This window comes from Flavobacterium quisquiliarum (genome assembly GCF_019308285.1).
GTDB lineage: Bacteria > Bacteroidota > Bacteroidia > Flavobacteriales > Flavobacteriaceae > Flavobacterium > Flavobacterium quisquiliarum.
In genome coordinates this window covers 1-14,717 of record NZ_WWEM01000040.1, presented here as the reverse complement: position 1 = coordinate 14,717, position 14,717 = coordinate 1, and the positions used below count along the sequence as shown (strand labels likewise).

At 31.3% G+C, this 14,717-nt stretch carries 13 protein-coding genes and 1 pseudogene; 4 read left to right on the top strand and 10 right to left on the bottom strand.

The annotated features are described in order from the left end of the window. Positions 1 to 86: 86 nt before the first annotated feature. The 7 genes from GSY47_RS23470 to menD all read right to left on the bottom strand — a co-directional run bounded on the left by GSY47_RS23470 (position 87) and on the right by menD (position 8,649). Complete coding sequence (locus GSY47_RS23470; RefSeq protein ID WP_179004345.1) at positions 87 to 1,136, bottom strand: o-succinylbenzoate synthase; 1,050 nt, start codon at positions 1,134 to 1,136, stop codon at positions 87 to 89. A gap of 71 nt (positions 1,137 to 1,207) precedes the next feature. Further along, positions 1,208 to 2,446 carry a tetratricopeptide repeat protein gene (locus GSY47_RS23465; protein ID WP_179004343.1) on the bottom strand — a complete coding sequence of 413 codons (1,239 nt, stop codon included), beginning with the start codon at positions 2,444 to 2,446 and terminating at the stop codon, positions 1,208 to 1,210. A gap of 137 nt (positions 2,447 to 2,583) precedes the next feature. Further along, entirely contained in the window at positions 2,584 to 3,261 is a 678-nt protein-coding gene (locus tag GSY47_RS23460) for a metal-dependent hydrolase (protein ID WP_179004341.1), read from the bottom strand. 29 nt (positions 3,262 to 3,290) lie between these two features. Next, positions 3,291 to 4,253: a 1,4-dihydroxy-2-naphthoate octaprenyltransferase gene (menA, locus tag GSY47_RS23455; RefSeq protein ID WP_179004339.1), complete on the bottom strand. Its 963-nt coding sequence runs from the start codon at positions 4,251 to 4,253 to the stop codon at positions 3,291 to 3,293. A gap of 100 nt (positions 4,254 to 4,353) precedes the next feature. After that, positions 4,354 to 5,187 (bottom strand): 1,4-dihydroxy-2-naphthoyl-CoA synthase, encoded by an 834-nt coding sequence (locus GSY47_RS23450; protein WP_053473251.1) that lies wholly within the window; start codon positions 5,185 to 5,187, stop codon positions 4,354 to 4,356. Positions 5,188 to 5,980: 793 nt separating this feature from the next. Continuing rightward, complete coding sequence (locus GSY47_RS23445; protein WP_219071553.1) at positions 5,981 to 6,832, bottom strand: CvfB family protein; 852 nt, start codon at positions 6,830 to 6,832, stop codon at positions 5,981 to 5,983. Positions 6,833 to 6,987: 155 nt separating this feature from the next. Continuing rightward, complete coding sequence (menD, locus tag GSY47_RS23440; RefSeq protein WP_179004335.1) at positions 6,988 to 8,649, bottom strand: 2-succinyl-5-enolpyruvyl-6-hydroxy-3-cyclohexene-1-carboxylic-acid synthase; 1,662 nt, start codon at positions 8,647 to 8,649, stop codon at positions 6,988 to 6,990. A 177-nt stretch (positions 8,650 to 8,826) separates the two neighbouring features. Between menD and GSY47_RS23435 the strand changes: the two genes are divergently transcribed. Further along, a complete protein-coding gene (locus GSY47_RS23435; RefSeq protein ID WP_179004334.1) occupies positions 8,827 to 10,002 on the top strand; it encodes a thioredoxin family protein in 1,176 nt (391 codons plus the stop codon). 13 nt (positions 10,003 to 10,015) lie between these two features. Continuing rightward, a complete protein-coding gene (locus GSY47_RS23430) occupies positions 10,016 to 10,513 on the top strand; it encodes a GNAT family N-acetyltransferase (protein ID WP_179004332.1) in 498 nt (165 codons plus the stop codon). A 135-nt stretch (positions 10,514 to 10,648) separates the two neighbouring features. Here the strand turns inward: GSY47_RS23430 and GSY47_RS23425 are convergent, their stop codons facing one another. After that, on the bottom strand, positions 10,649 to 11,227 hold the full coding sequence (locus GSY47_RS23425) for a glutathione peroxidase (RefSeq protein WP_219071552.1): 579 nt from the start codon (positions 11,225 to 11,227) through the stop codon (positions 10,649 to 10,651). A 913-nt stretch (positions 11,228 to 12,140) separates the two neighbouring features. Between GSY47_RS23425 and GSY47_RS23420 the strand changes: the two genes are divergently transcribed. Continuing rightward, on the top strand, positions 12,141 to 12,671 hold the full coding sequence (locus GSY47_RS23420; RefSeq protein WP_179004329.1) for an RNA polymerase sigma factor: 531 nt from the start codon (positions 12,141 to 12,143) through the stop codon (positions 12,669 to 12,671). Further along, positions 12,671 to 13,459 carry an anti-sigma factor gene (locus tag GSY47_RS23415; protein WP_179004327.1) on the top strand — a complete coding sequence of 263 codons (789 nt, stop codon included), beginning with the start codon at positions 12,671 to 12,673 and terminating at the stop codon, positions 13,457 to 13,459. Before GSY47_RS23420 ends, GSY47_RS23415 begins: the two co-directional genes overlap by 1 nt. 173 nt (positions 13,460 to 13,632) lie before the next feature. Here GSY47_RS23415 and GSY47_RS23410 read toward each other — a convergent pair whose 3' ends face one another. Further along, complete coding sequence (locus tag GSY47_RS23410) at positions 13,633 to 14,469, bottom strand: IS3 family transposase (protein ID WP_219071033.1); 837 nt, start codon at positions 14,467 to 14,469, stop codon at positions 13,633 to 13,635. A gap of 2 nt (positions 14,470 to 14,471) precedes the next feature. Further along, positions 14,472 to 14,717 (bottom strand): annotated as a pseudogene (locus GSY47_RS23405) (IS3 family transposase); the annotation flags it as partial.

The following is a 14,717-nucleotide window of genomic DNA, read 5'->3' as shown; positions in this document are numbered from 1 at the left end:
TTTTGTATTGAAGCTTTGTCTTCTTTACTTTTTTTTAATAATACAAAAAAGGTACAGAGTAAAAACTTTGTACCTTTTTTGCTTTGTTACTTTGTCACTTTAAAAAAATCTTTCTGCCATTCTTTTTCCATATTATACCAAAGCTGCCCATTTTTAACTTCTAAGGGACAATCTATATTATTAGTATATAATGCTCCAGTTCCTAAACCTTGTGGCATTTCTGAGTTTTGAAGAAAAGTCCATTGTGCAATGGCATTCAAACCAATATTACTTTCTAAAGCAGAAGTAATCCACCAGCCAATATTATACTTTTCTGCAAGTGTAATCCATTCTTGTGTTCCTCTAAAACCTCCGATAAAACTTGGCTTTAAAATAATATATTGTGGTTTTATTTCTTTCAGTAATTTTTCTTTTTCTTCTAATGTAAATACACCAATAAGCTCTTCGTCTAAAGCAATTGGAAATGGTGTTTTTTTACAAAGTTTTTCCATTTCTTTTATATTGCCTTTTTTGATTGGCTGTTCAATGCTATGTAAATGAAATTGACTCAATTGATTCAGTTTATCTAAAGCTTCACTTATTGAAAAAGCGCCGTTTGCATCTACTCGAATTTCTATTTCTTCTGGCGAAAAATGACTTCTTATAAACGCTAATAATTCCAATTCTTTTTGAAAATCGATTGCTCCAATTTTAAGTTTTATACAATTAAAACCAGCAGCTAATTTATCTTCAATCTGCTGTTTCATAAAAGCAGATTCTCCCATCCAAACCAGACCATTTATGTTGATTGAACTTAAATTTCTAGTAAAATCTGATGGAAATAAAAGATATGAATTTTCACTTTTTAAGGATGAAAAAGCCATTTCAATTCCAAACTGGATTGATGGAAATTCTGACAATGCTTCCCAAAGTGCTTCTTCTCCTAAATGAATATTATCGCAGGCCCATTTTATCTTTTCTTCATAATCTTGTCGATCATCTGCGCTTAATCCTCTAAGAATACCGCACTCTCCTATTCCTTTTTTGCCATTTTCTTCCAGAATTATAAACCAGGTTTCTTTTTCGGTCATAATGCCTCGGGAAGTTCCTGAAGGCCTTTTAAAGTCTAATAAATATTTTTGATAAGATGCGTTCATTTTTTTTAGATGCTAAGATACTAAGGTACTGAGATGCTGAGTTTTCTAGAAGCACTTCACATCTAAGAAACTTAATTGTATAATTTTAAGATTTTTTCGAAATCTTTTGAAGGTAAACCTGCTTTTTCAAAAGCTTGAAAATCAAGCTTTGTTTTCTCAATCCAGCTTAAGCTGTCTGTAACGTTCTGAGTTTGGTATTTTTTGTAAATAGCTTTAGCTGCGCTGTAATCATTGCTTACTAAATAAGTATGTGCCAAATTTAATTTTACTAATAACTCTGTATCGTCCAATTTTTCTCCGTCTTGAAGTGCTTTTAAAGCTTTTGCATATTGTTTAGTCAAAATATAACAATAACCCAAAGAACTATAATCTAAAGCTGTTGCTTTTCCTTCACTAACAATGGTATTTAATTTAGGAATCGCTTCATTGTATTTTTGTGTTTTGATTAAAGAAGACGCTTGTTTTCTTAAATCATCAAAGACATTTTTGGAAATATCTGCGTCTTTATAACAAGCATTTCCAAAATCTTTGTAAACTTTTGTTTTTTCAACAGCCAATAATTTTTGAAACTCATCATAACGATATTGTTTCATGATTTTATTTAAAATACAAACACAAAAATCATCAGAATTGGCCATTTTTTGTGCCATTGTGGAAGTTTTGCATAAACTTATGATTTCGTTTTTATTGTCTTGATTCCAGCCTCGGTTCAGCTTAGTATCAACCCAAGGCACAACTTCTAAAACTACTTTTTGGCTTAAAATCCAGTTTTTACTTTCGAAACCAAACCAGATGGTACTGAGGTTTTCTTTTAAACAAGATGATTTACCAACAGACAAACGTTTAGCATCTTTACTTACAGGTTCAGCTTGAGAATAACAAGCCTCACTGATTTTGCCATCTGCAACGTATTTTTTTGCATTTTCATTCGAAGTAAAAATTGAGTAAGTACATTCGTCGTCTCCTGAAATTTTAGACATCAAGAAAACTGCTCCAGCCGATCCCTGACTTACTCCTGTTGGATCCGGAATAGCTTTTAATAAAGAAACCAAGCTATTTGTCAGTTCTTGATTTTTATCTAAAAGTGTAATTCGGTAAACGATTTCTGTAGTTCCAACGGGAAGATCTTCTGTTGCGATAGAGATCCTATCGCGTGCTGGAACCAAAATTTCTTTTGTAGTTGCTCGCTCTTTATCCCAATAACCGTCTTTTTGAGCAAAAACGCTATAAGAAATTACAATAAAAAGAGCTAATAATAATTTTTTGAAAGTTGAATTTTGTGAGGATGTTTGAATTGCCACAGATTTCACAGATTAAAATGATTTTTATTTTAAAAACTCCAGTATTTCAATAACATAGATTGTGCCAAATAACAATTTCTTTTTGCCTTTAAAAGATATAGCCGAATCAGGAATTATCTCCTTTCTTCGGCTATACTTAGGAATATTTATAATTCAATAGATTCTCCGATTTCTAAAAGCATTAAATCTTTTCCTTTATCGAAAAATTTACGAATAGATTCTTCGTGATTGATCTCGATATATCCAAAAGTATCAAAATGATATCCTAAGATTTTGTCACATTCTACAAAATCTGAAGCAATGATAGCATCTTCGACATCCATTGTAAAGTTATCTCCAATTGGAAGAATTACTAAATCTAATTCTGTACGAAGCGGAATCAATTTCATATCATAAGTTAAAGCTGTATCTCCAGCGATATAAATGTTTTTATGTTCGCCTTCGATTACAAATCCACCAGGATTTCCTCCGTAAGTTCCGTCAGGAAAACTGCTTGAATGGATTGCGTTTACATATTTTACTTTTCCGAAATCAAATTTCCAGCTTCCGCCATGATTCATCGGGTGTGAATTGAATCCTTTACTTCCGTAGTAAGTTGCGATTTCTGCATTGGAAACAATTACTGCATTTGTGTTTTTTGCAATAGTCTCTACATCTAAAACGTGGTCGCCATGTGCATGTGTAACCAAGATATAATCTGCTTTTAGCGAATTGATGTCAATTCCTGAAGCTTTAGGATTTCCAGTAATAAATGGATCCACGATAATGTTTTTTCCTCCTACTTCAATTCCTAAAGAAGCATGTCCGTAATATGTAATTTTCATTTTTGTATAATTTAAAGTTTAAAGTATTTTTATCTTCCGCCCAAAAACAGGTTTACAATAATGTCTGAAATCAATGAAATCATACAAACCGTTAATAATATTGAAAGTAAAAATGTACTTAATGCTAATTTTTTTAATTCTGGATCTAACAATTTAGGATTCTGATTTTTATAAACAGTAATTAAATGTTTAGTTAAAGGAATATAAGCCAATAAAAACAAATATTGGTCAAAGTTGTAATCGCTTAGAACAGCAAAAACTACAACCAAAAGCATTGCGGTTATAATTAAAGTGTAATGATACACTTTTGCATTTGCAGCGCCAATTTGTACTACAATAGTATTTTTTCCTGCTTTTTTATCTGATTCCTGATCGCGCATATTATTTAAATTCAAAACTCCTACACTCAATAAACCAATTGAAATGGCCGGAAGAATTAAAAGTGGATCTACTTCTTTTGCATATAAAAAGTTTACTCCCAAAGTGCTCACTAATCCGAAGAAAATAAATACGAATACATCTCCAAAACCTCTGTAACCATAAGCAGAACTACCAACAGTGTATTTAATTGCAGCAACAATCGCAGCAATTCCAAGTAATAAAAAGAAGATTGAATATCCAAAGTTATCTTTGCCAAAAGCAAAATAAATTAAGATTATTGCAGTTAATAAAGTCAGCAAAGAAGTAATTATAATTGCTTTTTTCATTGCTTGAGGCGTAATAACACCACTTTGAATAGCGCGTTGTGGCCCTACTCGATCTGCGTTGTCGGTACCTTTTACTCCATCGCCATAATCATTGGCAAAATTGGATAAAACCTGTAACCCTAATGTTGTTAAAAGTGCGAAACCAAAAATCTTCCAGCTGAATACTTCAGTTGGTGTATTAATAGTTTCTGTTGGATTTGATAAAGCATAAATACTTCCAACTATAATTCCAGAAACTGATAAAGGCAATGTGCGCAATCTTGCGGCTTCAATCCAATGTTTCATATTGTAATTTTAGATTTTAGAATGTAGATTTTAGATATTGTATTCTGATTAAAAATAATAGATTAAGAATCTAAAATCTAAAATCAGAAATCTAAAATTATTATGGTAACCATTTATTTTCACCGAAATTTGGTTTTCTCTTTTCTAAGAAAGCATTTCTTCCTTCTTTGGCTTCTTCTGTCATATAGGCCAAACGAGTTGCTTCTCCAGCAAAAACCTGCTGTCCAACCATTCCGTCGTCTGTTAAGTTCATGGCGAATTTCAGCATTTTAATAGAAGTTGGAGATTTCTGAAGAATTTCCTGAGCCCATTCATATGCAGTCGCTTCCAATTCGTCATGAGGAATTACGGCATTTACCATTCCCATTTCAAAAGCTTCTTGTGCAGAATAATTTCTACCTAAGAAGAAGATTTCACGAGCTTTTTTCTGACCTACCATTTTAGCTAAATAAGCAGATCCATAGCCTCCATCAAAACTTGTTACATCAGCATCTGTTTGTTTGAAAATAGCGTGTTCTTTACTTGCAAGCGTCATATCGCAAACTACGTGCAAGCTATGTCCACCTCCAACTGCCCATCCTGGCACAACAGCAATTACCACTTTTGGCATAAAACGAATTAAACGCTGTACTTCTAGTATATTTAAACGGTGCTGTCCATCTTCACCAACATAACCTTGATGTCCACGTGCGTTCTGATCTCCACCGCTGCAGAAAGAATAAACTCCGTCTTTTGTTGAAGGTCCTTCAGCAGAAAGCAAAACCACTCCAATCGAAGTGTCTTCTTGTGCATCATAAAAGGCTTGGTATAATTCTGAAGTAGTTTTTGGGCGGAATGCATTTCTAACATTCGGTCTGTTAAAGGCGATTCTAGCTACTCCGTTGCATTTTTTATAAGTTATATCTTCAAATTCTCTGGCTGTAATCCAATCCATTTTGATTTTTGTATTAAAATATTATAGTGTAAAAATAAGTCATTTTTACAATTTTACCTACTCAATTTGGGTTAAGTCTTGACGAAATCGATATGCAATGTTAACAATTGGTATTTACTTACAAAAAATAACATTTTTTAACATTAGTTTAGAAAAATAATAATTAATTTTACACCCTAGAAATCAATGAGATACATTTTGTTTCATTGATTTCAGATTGATTTTCTTTCACTGATTTATTAACCTAAAAAATGATTTTTTTGAGAAAATTTAAAAAATTTGTCGCTCATTTTTTTAGGGTTTTCACTAACAAACCTCAAAGTAAAGAGCAAATGATTTATGTGTTTGTCGAAACTTCAAAAAGAAAAAAGTAACACCTAAGGTTAAAGGTTAGAATTGTATCTATAATTAGTATATAAATGATAACGAAAAGAGAAAAAATACTAATTCACACTTTCTAAAAGTTATTTTACAAACCAATGGAACAGCCGTGAAATTCTCTTTTTGCTTTTAAGATATTTACATGAATTGTTTAAAAGACATACCGTCAATGGAATAATCTCTAAAATACGTAAAGCTATTATTCTGAGATGGATTCGAATTATTTTATTTCTGTTTTTTTTTAATTACAATTTTTTTTAAAACTAGAATAAAAAGCGAAAGGCTGCTCGTAATGGGCAGCCTTTTGTGTTATAATAACTTTACTTCGTAAATTGCAAAAAAATAAAAATTCCAAATTCCAGTTTTATTGTATTCAATCAAAGCTTGGATTTTGGAATTTTGATATTAGAATTTAATTAATTAAATAAATTCCGTCTTCTTTAATTTCAATAAGTCTCTCTTTATATAAAGTGCCAATTGCTTTTTTAAATGATTTTTTACTCATTTTTAAAACGGTCTTGATATCTTCCGGATGCGAATTATCATTTAACCTTAAGAATCCTCTGCTTGCTCTTAGTTCGCTTAAGATTTTCTCTGCATTAGGTTCAATACTTTCAAATCCCTGCGCTTGAAGCGCCACATCTATTTTATTATCAGGTCTAATATTTTTGATATAACCACGTAATCTCTGACCTGTTCTAATTGAATCGTCATACACTTCGTCTTTATATAAAAGACCTTTGTGACGCTCGTTTATAATCACATTGATTCCCATATCGGTAATATGAGAAACGATTAAATCAACTTCTTCATCTTTTTCAACTGTCAATTGATCGTTGCTTAAAAACTGATTGGTTTTGCTGGATGCAACTAAACGATTCGTTTGTTTATCCATATATAAATAAACTAAATAACGTTTTCCTTTCTCCATTGGACGGGCTTGTTCTTTGAATGGAACAAGGATATCTTTTTCCATTCCCCAATCCATAAAAGCACCAACATTATTAATGTAATTGACACGTAAAAGTGCAAATTCATTCAATAAAATATAAGGAACTAACGTTGTTGCAACTGGACGCTGTTCGTGATCCAGATAAACAAAAACGATTAATTCTGCCCCTATTTCAAACTCTTTTGGAACATATTTGTTTGGTAATAAAACATCGTGAACACCTTCTGGATCATTTTCAGGATCGCCTAAAAATAAACCAACTTTGGTATCACGTAATATAGTAAGAGTATTGTATTTTCCTATTTCAAGCATTTTTTAAATATTCTAAGTTGATTAAGCAACTAAGTTTTGTCGTGCAAAGGTACGAAGTTTGAAAATGTTAAATCGAAAATGTTTAATATAAAATAAAAAGTGCCGTTAAACGACACTTTTTATTTCTATTTTTTTTTATATGATAGGTAGAATACTTAATTCAAATTTCTAAAATACTGCTTCAAAATAACATCATTTTCGTTTGTCGGCGTGAAAACTTCCAAAATCGTTGGAGCATCATTTGTTTTGTACAATGATTTTATACCGCTATTTAATGATTCCAAATCATTAGCTGCAAAATAATTACAATGATACATTTTAGCTAAATGTTCAGCAGTTAAATGATGTGAGGTTTCAAAATAAGTATTAAAAACTGGTTTTTCCTGATGTCCAGGCAGGATTCTGAAAATCCCTCCTCCTCCATTATTTACTAAAATAATTTTGAAGTTTTTAGGAATATAAGAATTCCAAAGTGCATTACTGTCATATAAAAAGCTAATATCACCAGTGATAAATACATTTTGTTTTGAATTACCAACTGCAGCACCAATTGCTGTTGAAGTACTTCCGTCAATTCCGCTAGTTCCTCTGTTGCAGAAAACCTCTATCGATTCATCAATATCTATTAGTTGAGCGTAACGAATCGCCGAACTATTACTTATTTGAAGCTGACTGTTTACTGGAAGGGATTCAATTACTTTTTCAAAAACTTTGAAGTCAGAGAAAACAATTTCTTTTAGATATTCTTTTCTCTTTTCGAGTCTTTCTCTGTAAACAGAATCGATACTTTTAAAATAATCACTTTCTGCAAAAGAAGTTTTTGAAAGTAAATCTTTAAAAAAATCATTTAGTTGCATTTCAAAATGTTTCGTCAATGCACCAAAAGTATCGTAAGCACGTAAAGTGTCAATATGCCAATGATGTTCTGGTTTGTATTTTCGTAAAAATGCTTTGATTCTTTTAGAAACGACCATTCCTCCAAAAGTGATTAAAACTTCTGGATTAAATGCTGCAAAATCAGAATCATCAAAAGGAGTAATTAAAGTATCAATACTATTAATAAAATTTGGATGATGAAGATTAGAAGTTGTTTCTGTCAGTACAACAATTGAAGGATCTGAAGCTAAATTTTCAACAATTTCCTTATCAACTGTATTGGCTTCATTTACTCCAACGAGAACTAATTTTCTTTTTGCTTTATTCCAAATAGAAATGAATTCCTCACTATTTTCTATATTTTTCGGACTATTATTTGAAATGAACTTGGTAATTATTGGTTTAATAGAAAGTTCTTCTGTAGTTTCATATAATGGTTCTTCAAAAGGGGCATTGATATGAACTGGTCCTTTTTGTAAAATCGCCGTTTCAATTGCTTGATTGATTTTTAAATCATTTTCTTCTGAAGCTTCTTCCGTAAGATTGGCATTGAAAACCGAATGATTTAGAAAAACATTTTGCTGGCGAATCGTTTGTCCGTCTCCAATATCAATTTTACTCTGTGGACGATCAGCAGAAATAACAATTAACGGAATCTGACTGTAAAATGCCTCCGCAAAAGCTGGATAATAATTTAATAAAGCAGATCCTGAAGTACAAACTACAGCGGTTGGCTGTTTGGTTTGCTGTGCGATTCCTAACGCAAAAAAAGCAGCACATCGTTCGTCTGCAATGCTGTAACATTTAAAATTAGGGTTTTGAGCAAATCCAATTGTTAAAGGTGCATTTCTGGATCCTGGAGAAATAATAATATTGGTAATGCCTTTGGCAGATAAAATTTCGATAATGCTTTGTGCAAGCGCTATTTTGGGGTAAATCATTCTGATCGTATATTACTTTTATAAAGAAAATCCCTGATTTGATTTTTCTTAATCTTGCTTACAAAGTTACAAACTTCGCAGTTGATTTAAGTTATAATTAGGAATATATTAAGGCTCTTTCTCAAAAAAGGAGATATATTTGTAAAATCGAATTATTAATAAAAGCCTGACTTAATTATGCGTTTCTTTTTAGTACTTTTTTTAGCCGTTACTTTTCAAACTGTAAATTCTCAAAATAAATTTGTTCCTGTTGATATTCCTTACAAAACAGCCTTAGAAACTGCGAAAAAAGAAGGAAAACCACTTTTTATTATGCTTTATGCCGATTGGTGTCCGCATTGTAATTTGATGAAAGCGGAAGTTTTGAGCGATCCTGCTGTAATGGATTTTTTGAACAAAAATTTTGTCTGCACATATAAAAACATCGAGAAAGAAGAAGGAATTGCTTTAAAGACTAAATTCACTACCAAATCACTTCCTACTTTTTTGTTTCTTGATGCTAATGAAACCTTGATTTACGCCTTAAAAGGAGAAATGAAAAAAGCAGATTTTCTAAATGAACTTCGATATTCATTGAATCCTAAAATGCAGTTGCCTTATTTAGAAAAAGAATTTATGGCTGATCCAAGTAATTCAGATAAATACTTCACTTATTTGAATACTTTAAAGAAAGGAAAAGACAGAACGGAATTGTCTCCGGCAACACACACTTACTTAAACACACAATCCGATGCTCAATTGGTTAGTGAATTAAACTGGAGAGTGATTGCAAATGGTGTTACAGATATTAAATCCAGAGAATTTCAGTATGTTTTAAAACATCAAAAAGAATTTGCTGCTGTTGCTTCACAAACTAGAATTGACAGAAAGATTGAAAGTATTGTAAATGAACTCTTGCGTCCGTTGGTTGACAATTTGGATACTGTCAACTATTACAAACAAAGAGAAATAGCAAAATCAATTCGTTTACAGAAAACAGATTCGCTGGTTTTTAAATTTGATTTAACTTTGGCAGAAAGAACTGAAAAATGGGATTTTTATAAAAAAGTTACTCTTGAAGATACTGAGAAATTAGCTTGGAAAGATGCGAGCTTTCTTAAAGAAATTGGGAATACTTATTTCAAACATATTAATGATACAGAAAGCTTGAAAAAAGCTATTTTTTGGGTAAATCATTCTTTGGAATTAAATGATTCGTATGACGGAAATTTACTCGAAGCTAAGCTGTATAACAAAATAAAAGATAAAAAGAAAGCTTTAGAATATGCTAAAGAAGCCAAAGCCATTGCAAAAGAAATGGGCTGGGATTCTAAAGATGTTGACGCTTTACTGGCCGAATTAAACAAAAAATAATTACATAAATACAATGAGTATCATTTTAAGACCAGCAACTGAAAACGATTTGCAAAAAATTCTAGAAATTGTAAATCATTCCATTTTACATACAACAGCCAATTACAGCTATGAAATTCAAACTTTAGAAGTGCAGCAAAAATGGTTTGAAGATAAAAAAGCTAAAAATCTTCCGGTTGTGGTTGCAGATTTAGATGGTGAAGTAGTTGGTTTTGGAAGTTATGGGCAATTTCGCGAAAAAATCGGATATCAATATACTGTAGAACATTCGGTTTATGTGGTAGATAATATAATTGGAAAAGGAATTGGTTCTAAACTTTTAACTGAGTTAATTCGACTAGCAAAAGAACAAGGTTATCACGTTATGATTGGCGCCATTGATGCCGATAATGCTGGAAGTATTGCTTTTCACGAAAAATTTGGTTTCATGGCAACGGGAACCATTCGTGAAGTAGGCTACAAATTTGACCACTGGCTGGATTTGGTTTTCATGCAGCTGATTTTGGTTTAATCACTACTAACACAAGAAGTTTTCGCAAAGTTCGCAACTCATTTTTAAACTCTGTCTCTTTGCTACTTTGTATCTTTGAAACTTAAAAAAAAACTCAAATTTGAAATATTTCAAATTTGAGTTTTTTTTTATTCTTTAACTTTTTATCCAATTAACAACTTCTGGATCAGTTGGTAGAGTTCTTGGTTTAATTACTTTAACTAACTCTCCTTTTTCATTAATTAGGTATTTTTGGAAATTCCATTCTACTTCAGAATCTTGTAAACCATTTTTAGATTTCTGAGTTAAGAATTTATAAACCTCACACATATCGCTTCCTTTAACTGAAACTTTGTTCATCATTGGGAAAGTTACACCATAATTCTGTTGACAGAAACTTTCAATTTCTTTTGCTGTTCCAGGCTCTTGAGAAGCGAAATTATTAGCCGGAAAACCTACAATTACGAAACCTTTATCTTTATATTCTTTGTAAATAGCTTCCAAATCTTTGTACTGAGGTGTTAAACCACATTTTGAAGCCGTATTTACAATCATGATTTTTTTGCCTTTTAAAGACGCAAAATCAAAAGTATCTCCTGATAAATCTTCAACTTTAAATTGATAAATGTTTTCTTTTGCCATAATTTCTTTTTTAGGTTTATGACTCGTTTGAGCCTGAACTTGCGAGGTTATCATAAGTAATGCACTGCAAACTAAAATTGCTATATTTTTCATCGTATAATTTTTTTATAAAATTAACTAAAATACATTTCACTAAAACTTAAATTTTATTAATCAAAAGTTAAATAAAAAAATGAAGCCTAACGTTAATCAGACGTTAGGCTTCCCCCCATACAAACAAATCAAACCATGAATTAATTATTATGCAATCTTTTATTAGTAAAATAATATCTCATTAAAATTATAGTTGATGACTCGGTTGTATTGAAAATCTTTTTATCCCCCAATGCCTAACGCACCCTCAAAATATTTTCAAATGGCTTGTAATATTGTATTTACTTGAATCTTACTTAATCGTTATGACATAATAAAAAGTCTTCAATCTGGAAGTCCGAGTACATCAACTATATTATTTTTTATATCTAAAATTTAAAGAACATATCCAATCTCACTGCTTATACAACTTAATAAACACCAAAATAAAAACCAGCAAATCGAAAATATTTATAAAATCCATAATCTTAAAAGTTTATCTATTTATAATGAATTCTTCAATCTCAACTAAATTTCAGATTGGCTTATAATTGCCGCTTCTTTTTTAAAGTCGTTCTCATTAAAAACGGTCATCGCTAACACAGTGGTTAATCCGACGATGAGTATTCTTATTATTTGCTTGCTATCCATAATATTGTTTTTTAAAGAACGACTTTAGTTATACTATTCAAAGCGTGTTATTTAGAATCAAATTATTATGATCTTTTTCTTACTTATAAAATCATTTACGTAATTGGATTGTTTTTGGTTTTAAAAAAAAGTAAAAAAAATCATCTTTTTTTCGAAACCCTTTATTTTCCTAGGGTTTTAACTACAAAAAAAAATAAAAAAAATCCAGAAAAAATAAATTACCTTTATAACAGTTACCACTAAATGTCTAAAATTTCAAGTTTAAATCTAAAAATCCAAATCTATGAGTCAAGAAGAGTTACTTGTTTTAATTTATAAAAAAGACGAAAAAGCTTTTACACACTTGTACGATATGTACTCTAAAAGCTTATTTGCCGTCATTCATGTCTTAATTAAAAATCGAGAAGAAGCGGAAGATGTTCTCCAAGACGTCTTCGTAAAAATCTGGAAGAACATCGATTCTTATAATGAAAGTAAGGGTCGATTTTACACTTGGATCCTTAATATTGCTCGAAATACTTCGATCGATAAGCTTCGTTCAAAAAATTTTAATAACAGTCAAAAAAACCTTTCCTCGGATAATTTCGTAAATCTGTTAGATGACAGTAATAAATTAGCCAATAAACTAGATGCAATCGGAATTCAGGAATTTGTCAAAAAACTGAAACCAAAATGTATTGAAATTATTAATTTATTATTCTTTAAAGGATATACCCAGCAAGAAGCTTCAGAAGAATTGGCAATGCCACTGGGAACTATCAAGACACAAAACAGAAACTGTATTAACGATTTACGTAATTATTTAAAAATATAATGGAAGCACAAGAATATATAGAATCAGGAATTCTAGAGTTGTACGTTTACGGCTTATTAAGCGAAAAGGAAAACCTAGAAATAGCTGAATTAGCAAAAAAGACCCCAGAAGTAGATCAGGAAATCATTTCTATTGAAAAAGCTGTAATAGCTTTATCATCGAGCTTCTCTCCTTTCCATTCTGTGGAGAATTTCGAGAAGATTAAAGCTCGTCTAGAGCTTAAACATGGGAAAGTAGTCGAAATGAAGCCAGCTTCAAACTGGTCTCAATATGTGGGCTGGGCCGCCGCTGTATTACTATTGTTAGGTTTAGGGTATCAAACTTTGGAATTATCAAAAACCAAAGACGCTATTTCTACATTTGGAAATGAGAAAAATAAAATTCAAAGAGAATATGCTTTCTTAGATCAGCAGAATAAACAAACAGAGAAAAACTTAAGTATTGTTCGAGATATTAAAAATACTGGTGTTACTCTTGGCGGTCAGGCAGTTTCTCCAACTTCTTTTGCAAAAGTATACTGGAACCAGCAAACTAAAACGACTTATATCGATGCTGCTGGATTACCAACTCCACCAAAAGGAATGGTTTATCAAGTATGGTCTTTAAAATTAAGTCCGGTTCTTACACCAACAAGTATCGGTTTATTGGATAATTTTGAAGGAAATACTCAAAAAATCTTTGCTGTAAGTCAAACAGATTCTGCAGAAGCTTTTGGAATTACTTTAGAGCCTGCTGGAGGAAGTCCAACTCCAACAATGGAACAACTTTACACTTTAGGAAAAGTTTAAAATTTAAATTCGTATAAAACTTAAAAGGAGCTGTTTAAAAAACAGCTCCTTTTTTTTATGTGTTTCAGAGAAGTGAAATATTTATAGATAACAAGTTCTTCAGTACAATGCGTTATTTTTAAAAGAAGTTTATCAATGAGTTGTCCTGAAATAGGTTGACAGGTTTCACAATATTAATTAAAACCAGTAAAGTTCTCTTTGCTGGTTTTTTGATATACAAAATTAGGTGTTTTCATTTTCAAGCTTAAATGCGGCCTTTTTTGATTATAGCATTCTATAGATTCTTTAATTAATTTATTTAATTCTACTGCTGATTTACATTTATAGATTAAAAATTCATGCTTTAAAATCCCATTGATTCTTTCTGCTAAAGCATTCTGATAGCAATCATATCCATCGGTCATTGATGGTTCAATATTGTTCTTTCTTAATTCATTCTGATAAATCTGGGAACAATACTGAAGCCCTCTGTCTGAATGATGTATAAGTGCAAGTTTGTTTTTTCTATTTTTAACTGCCATTTTCAGGGCTTTAACAACATTCTCTGCACTCATATCGTCACTTAAATGATAGCCGACAATTTTCCTGCTGAAAACGTCTGTAACTAATGAGAGATAATGGGTTCTTTCATATGATTTTACATAAGTTATATCACTTACAAAGACCTGTTCGGGCCTATGCACATTAATATCTTTTAGAAGATTAGGATATTTATGAAGCCAGTGTTTAGAAAAAGTTGTTTTAATATAACTCTTTGCAGGCTTTATAAGCAGCTGCTCTCTTTTTAAATACTTGAAAAATGCATCTCTACCGATTTTAATTCCATTTTCAGCAAAACAATGCTCCAATAAAAAATAAAGTTTTCTTGTGCCTAATCTAGGCATTATTCTTCTTTGTTTTTCAACCAGTTCCCTAACTTTGAGCAATTGTTCTTCGCGTATTAGTAAACGTGATTCATGCTGATAAATCGATTGTCGGCTTATCCCAAATAATCTACAGGCATAGGACATACTTATTCCTTTTTCCTGCCGGATGCTTCTGATGGTTTGGGAGAAAACTTTTTTCTGATTTGAGTTCCATATTGACTGTCAGAAATATCAATCATAGTATTAAGAACCATGTTTTTCAGTTTTTCATCTGCCAGTTCTTTTTCTAATCTTTTGATAATCTGTGCCGGAGTTTCTTTTGATTTTGACATAAAAAGAAGATTAGGTTTGCTCCAGTCTAAGTTACCAAATTTTCGTAACCAAACCAAAAC

Excerpts from the sequence above, each read along its gene's own strand:
- GSY47_RS23435 (WP_179004334.1), top strand. The coding sequence starts at position 8,827 with ATGCGTTTCTTTTTAGTACTTTTTTTAGCCGTTACTTTTCAAACTGTA.
- GSY47_RS23425 (WP_219071552.1), bottom strand. The coding sequence starts at position 11,227 with ATGAAAAATATAGCAATTTTAGTTTGCAGTGCATTACTTATGATAACC.
- GSY47_RS23420 (WP_179004329.1), top strand. The coding sequence starts at position 12,141 with ATGAGTCAAGAAGAGTTACTTGTTTTAATTTATAAAAAAGACGAAAAA.
- GSY47_RS23450 (WP_053473251.1), bottom strand. The coding sequence starts at position 5,187 with ATGGATTGGATTACAGCCAGAGAATTTGAAGATATAACTTATAAAAAA.
- menD (WP_179004335.1), bottom strand. The coding sequence starts at position 8,649 with ATGATTTACCCCAAAATAGCGCTTGCACAAAGCATTATCGAAATTTTA.
- GSY47_RS23415 (WP_179004327.1), top strand. The coding sequence starts at position 12,671 with ATGGAAGCACAAGAATATATAGAATCAGGAATTCTAGAGTTGTACGTT.
- GSY47_RS23445 (WP_219071553.1), bottom strand. The coding sequence starts at position 6,832 with ATGCTTGAAATAGGAAAATACAATACTCTTACTATATTACGTGATACC.
- GSY47_RS23430 (WP_179004332.1), top strand. The coding sequence starts at position 10,016 with ATGAGTATCATTTTAAGACCAGCAACTGAAAACGATTTGCAAAAAATT.
- menA (WP_179004339.1), bottom strand. The coding sequence starts at position 4,253 with ATGAAACATTGGATTGAAGCCGCAAGATTGCGCACATTGCCTTTATCA.
- GSY47_RS23410 (WP_219071033.1), bottom strand. The coding sequence starts at position 14,469 with ATGTCCTATGCCTGTAGATTATTTGGGATAAGCCGACAATCGATTTAT.
- GSY47_RS23460 (WP_179004341.1), bottom strand. The coding sequence starts at position 3,261 with ATGAAAATTACATATTACGGACATGCTTCTTTAGGAATTGAAGTAGGA.
- GSY47_RS23470 (WP_179004345.1), bottom strand. The coding sequence starts at position 1,136 with ATGAACGCATCTTATCAAAAATATTTATTAGACTTTAAAAGGCCTTCA.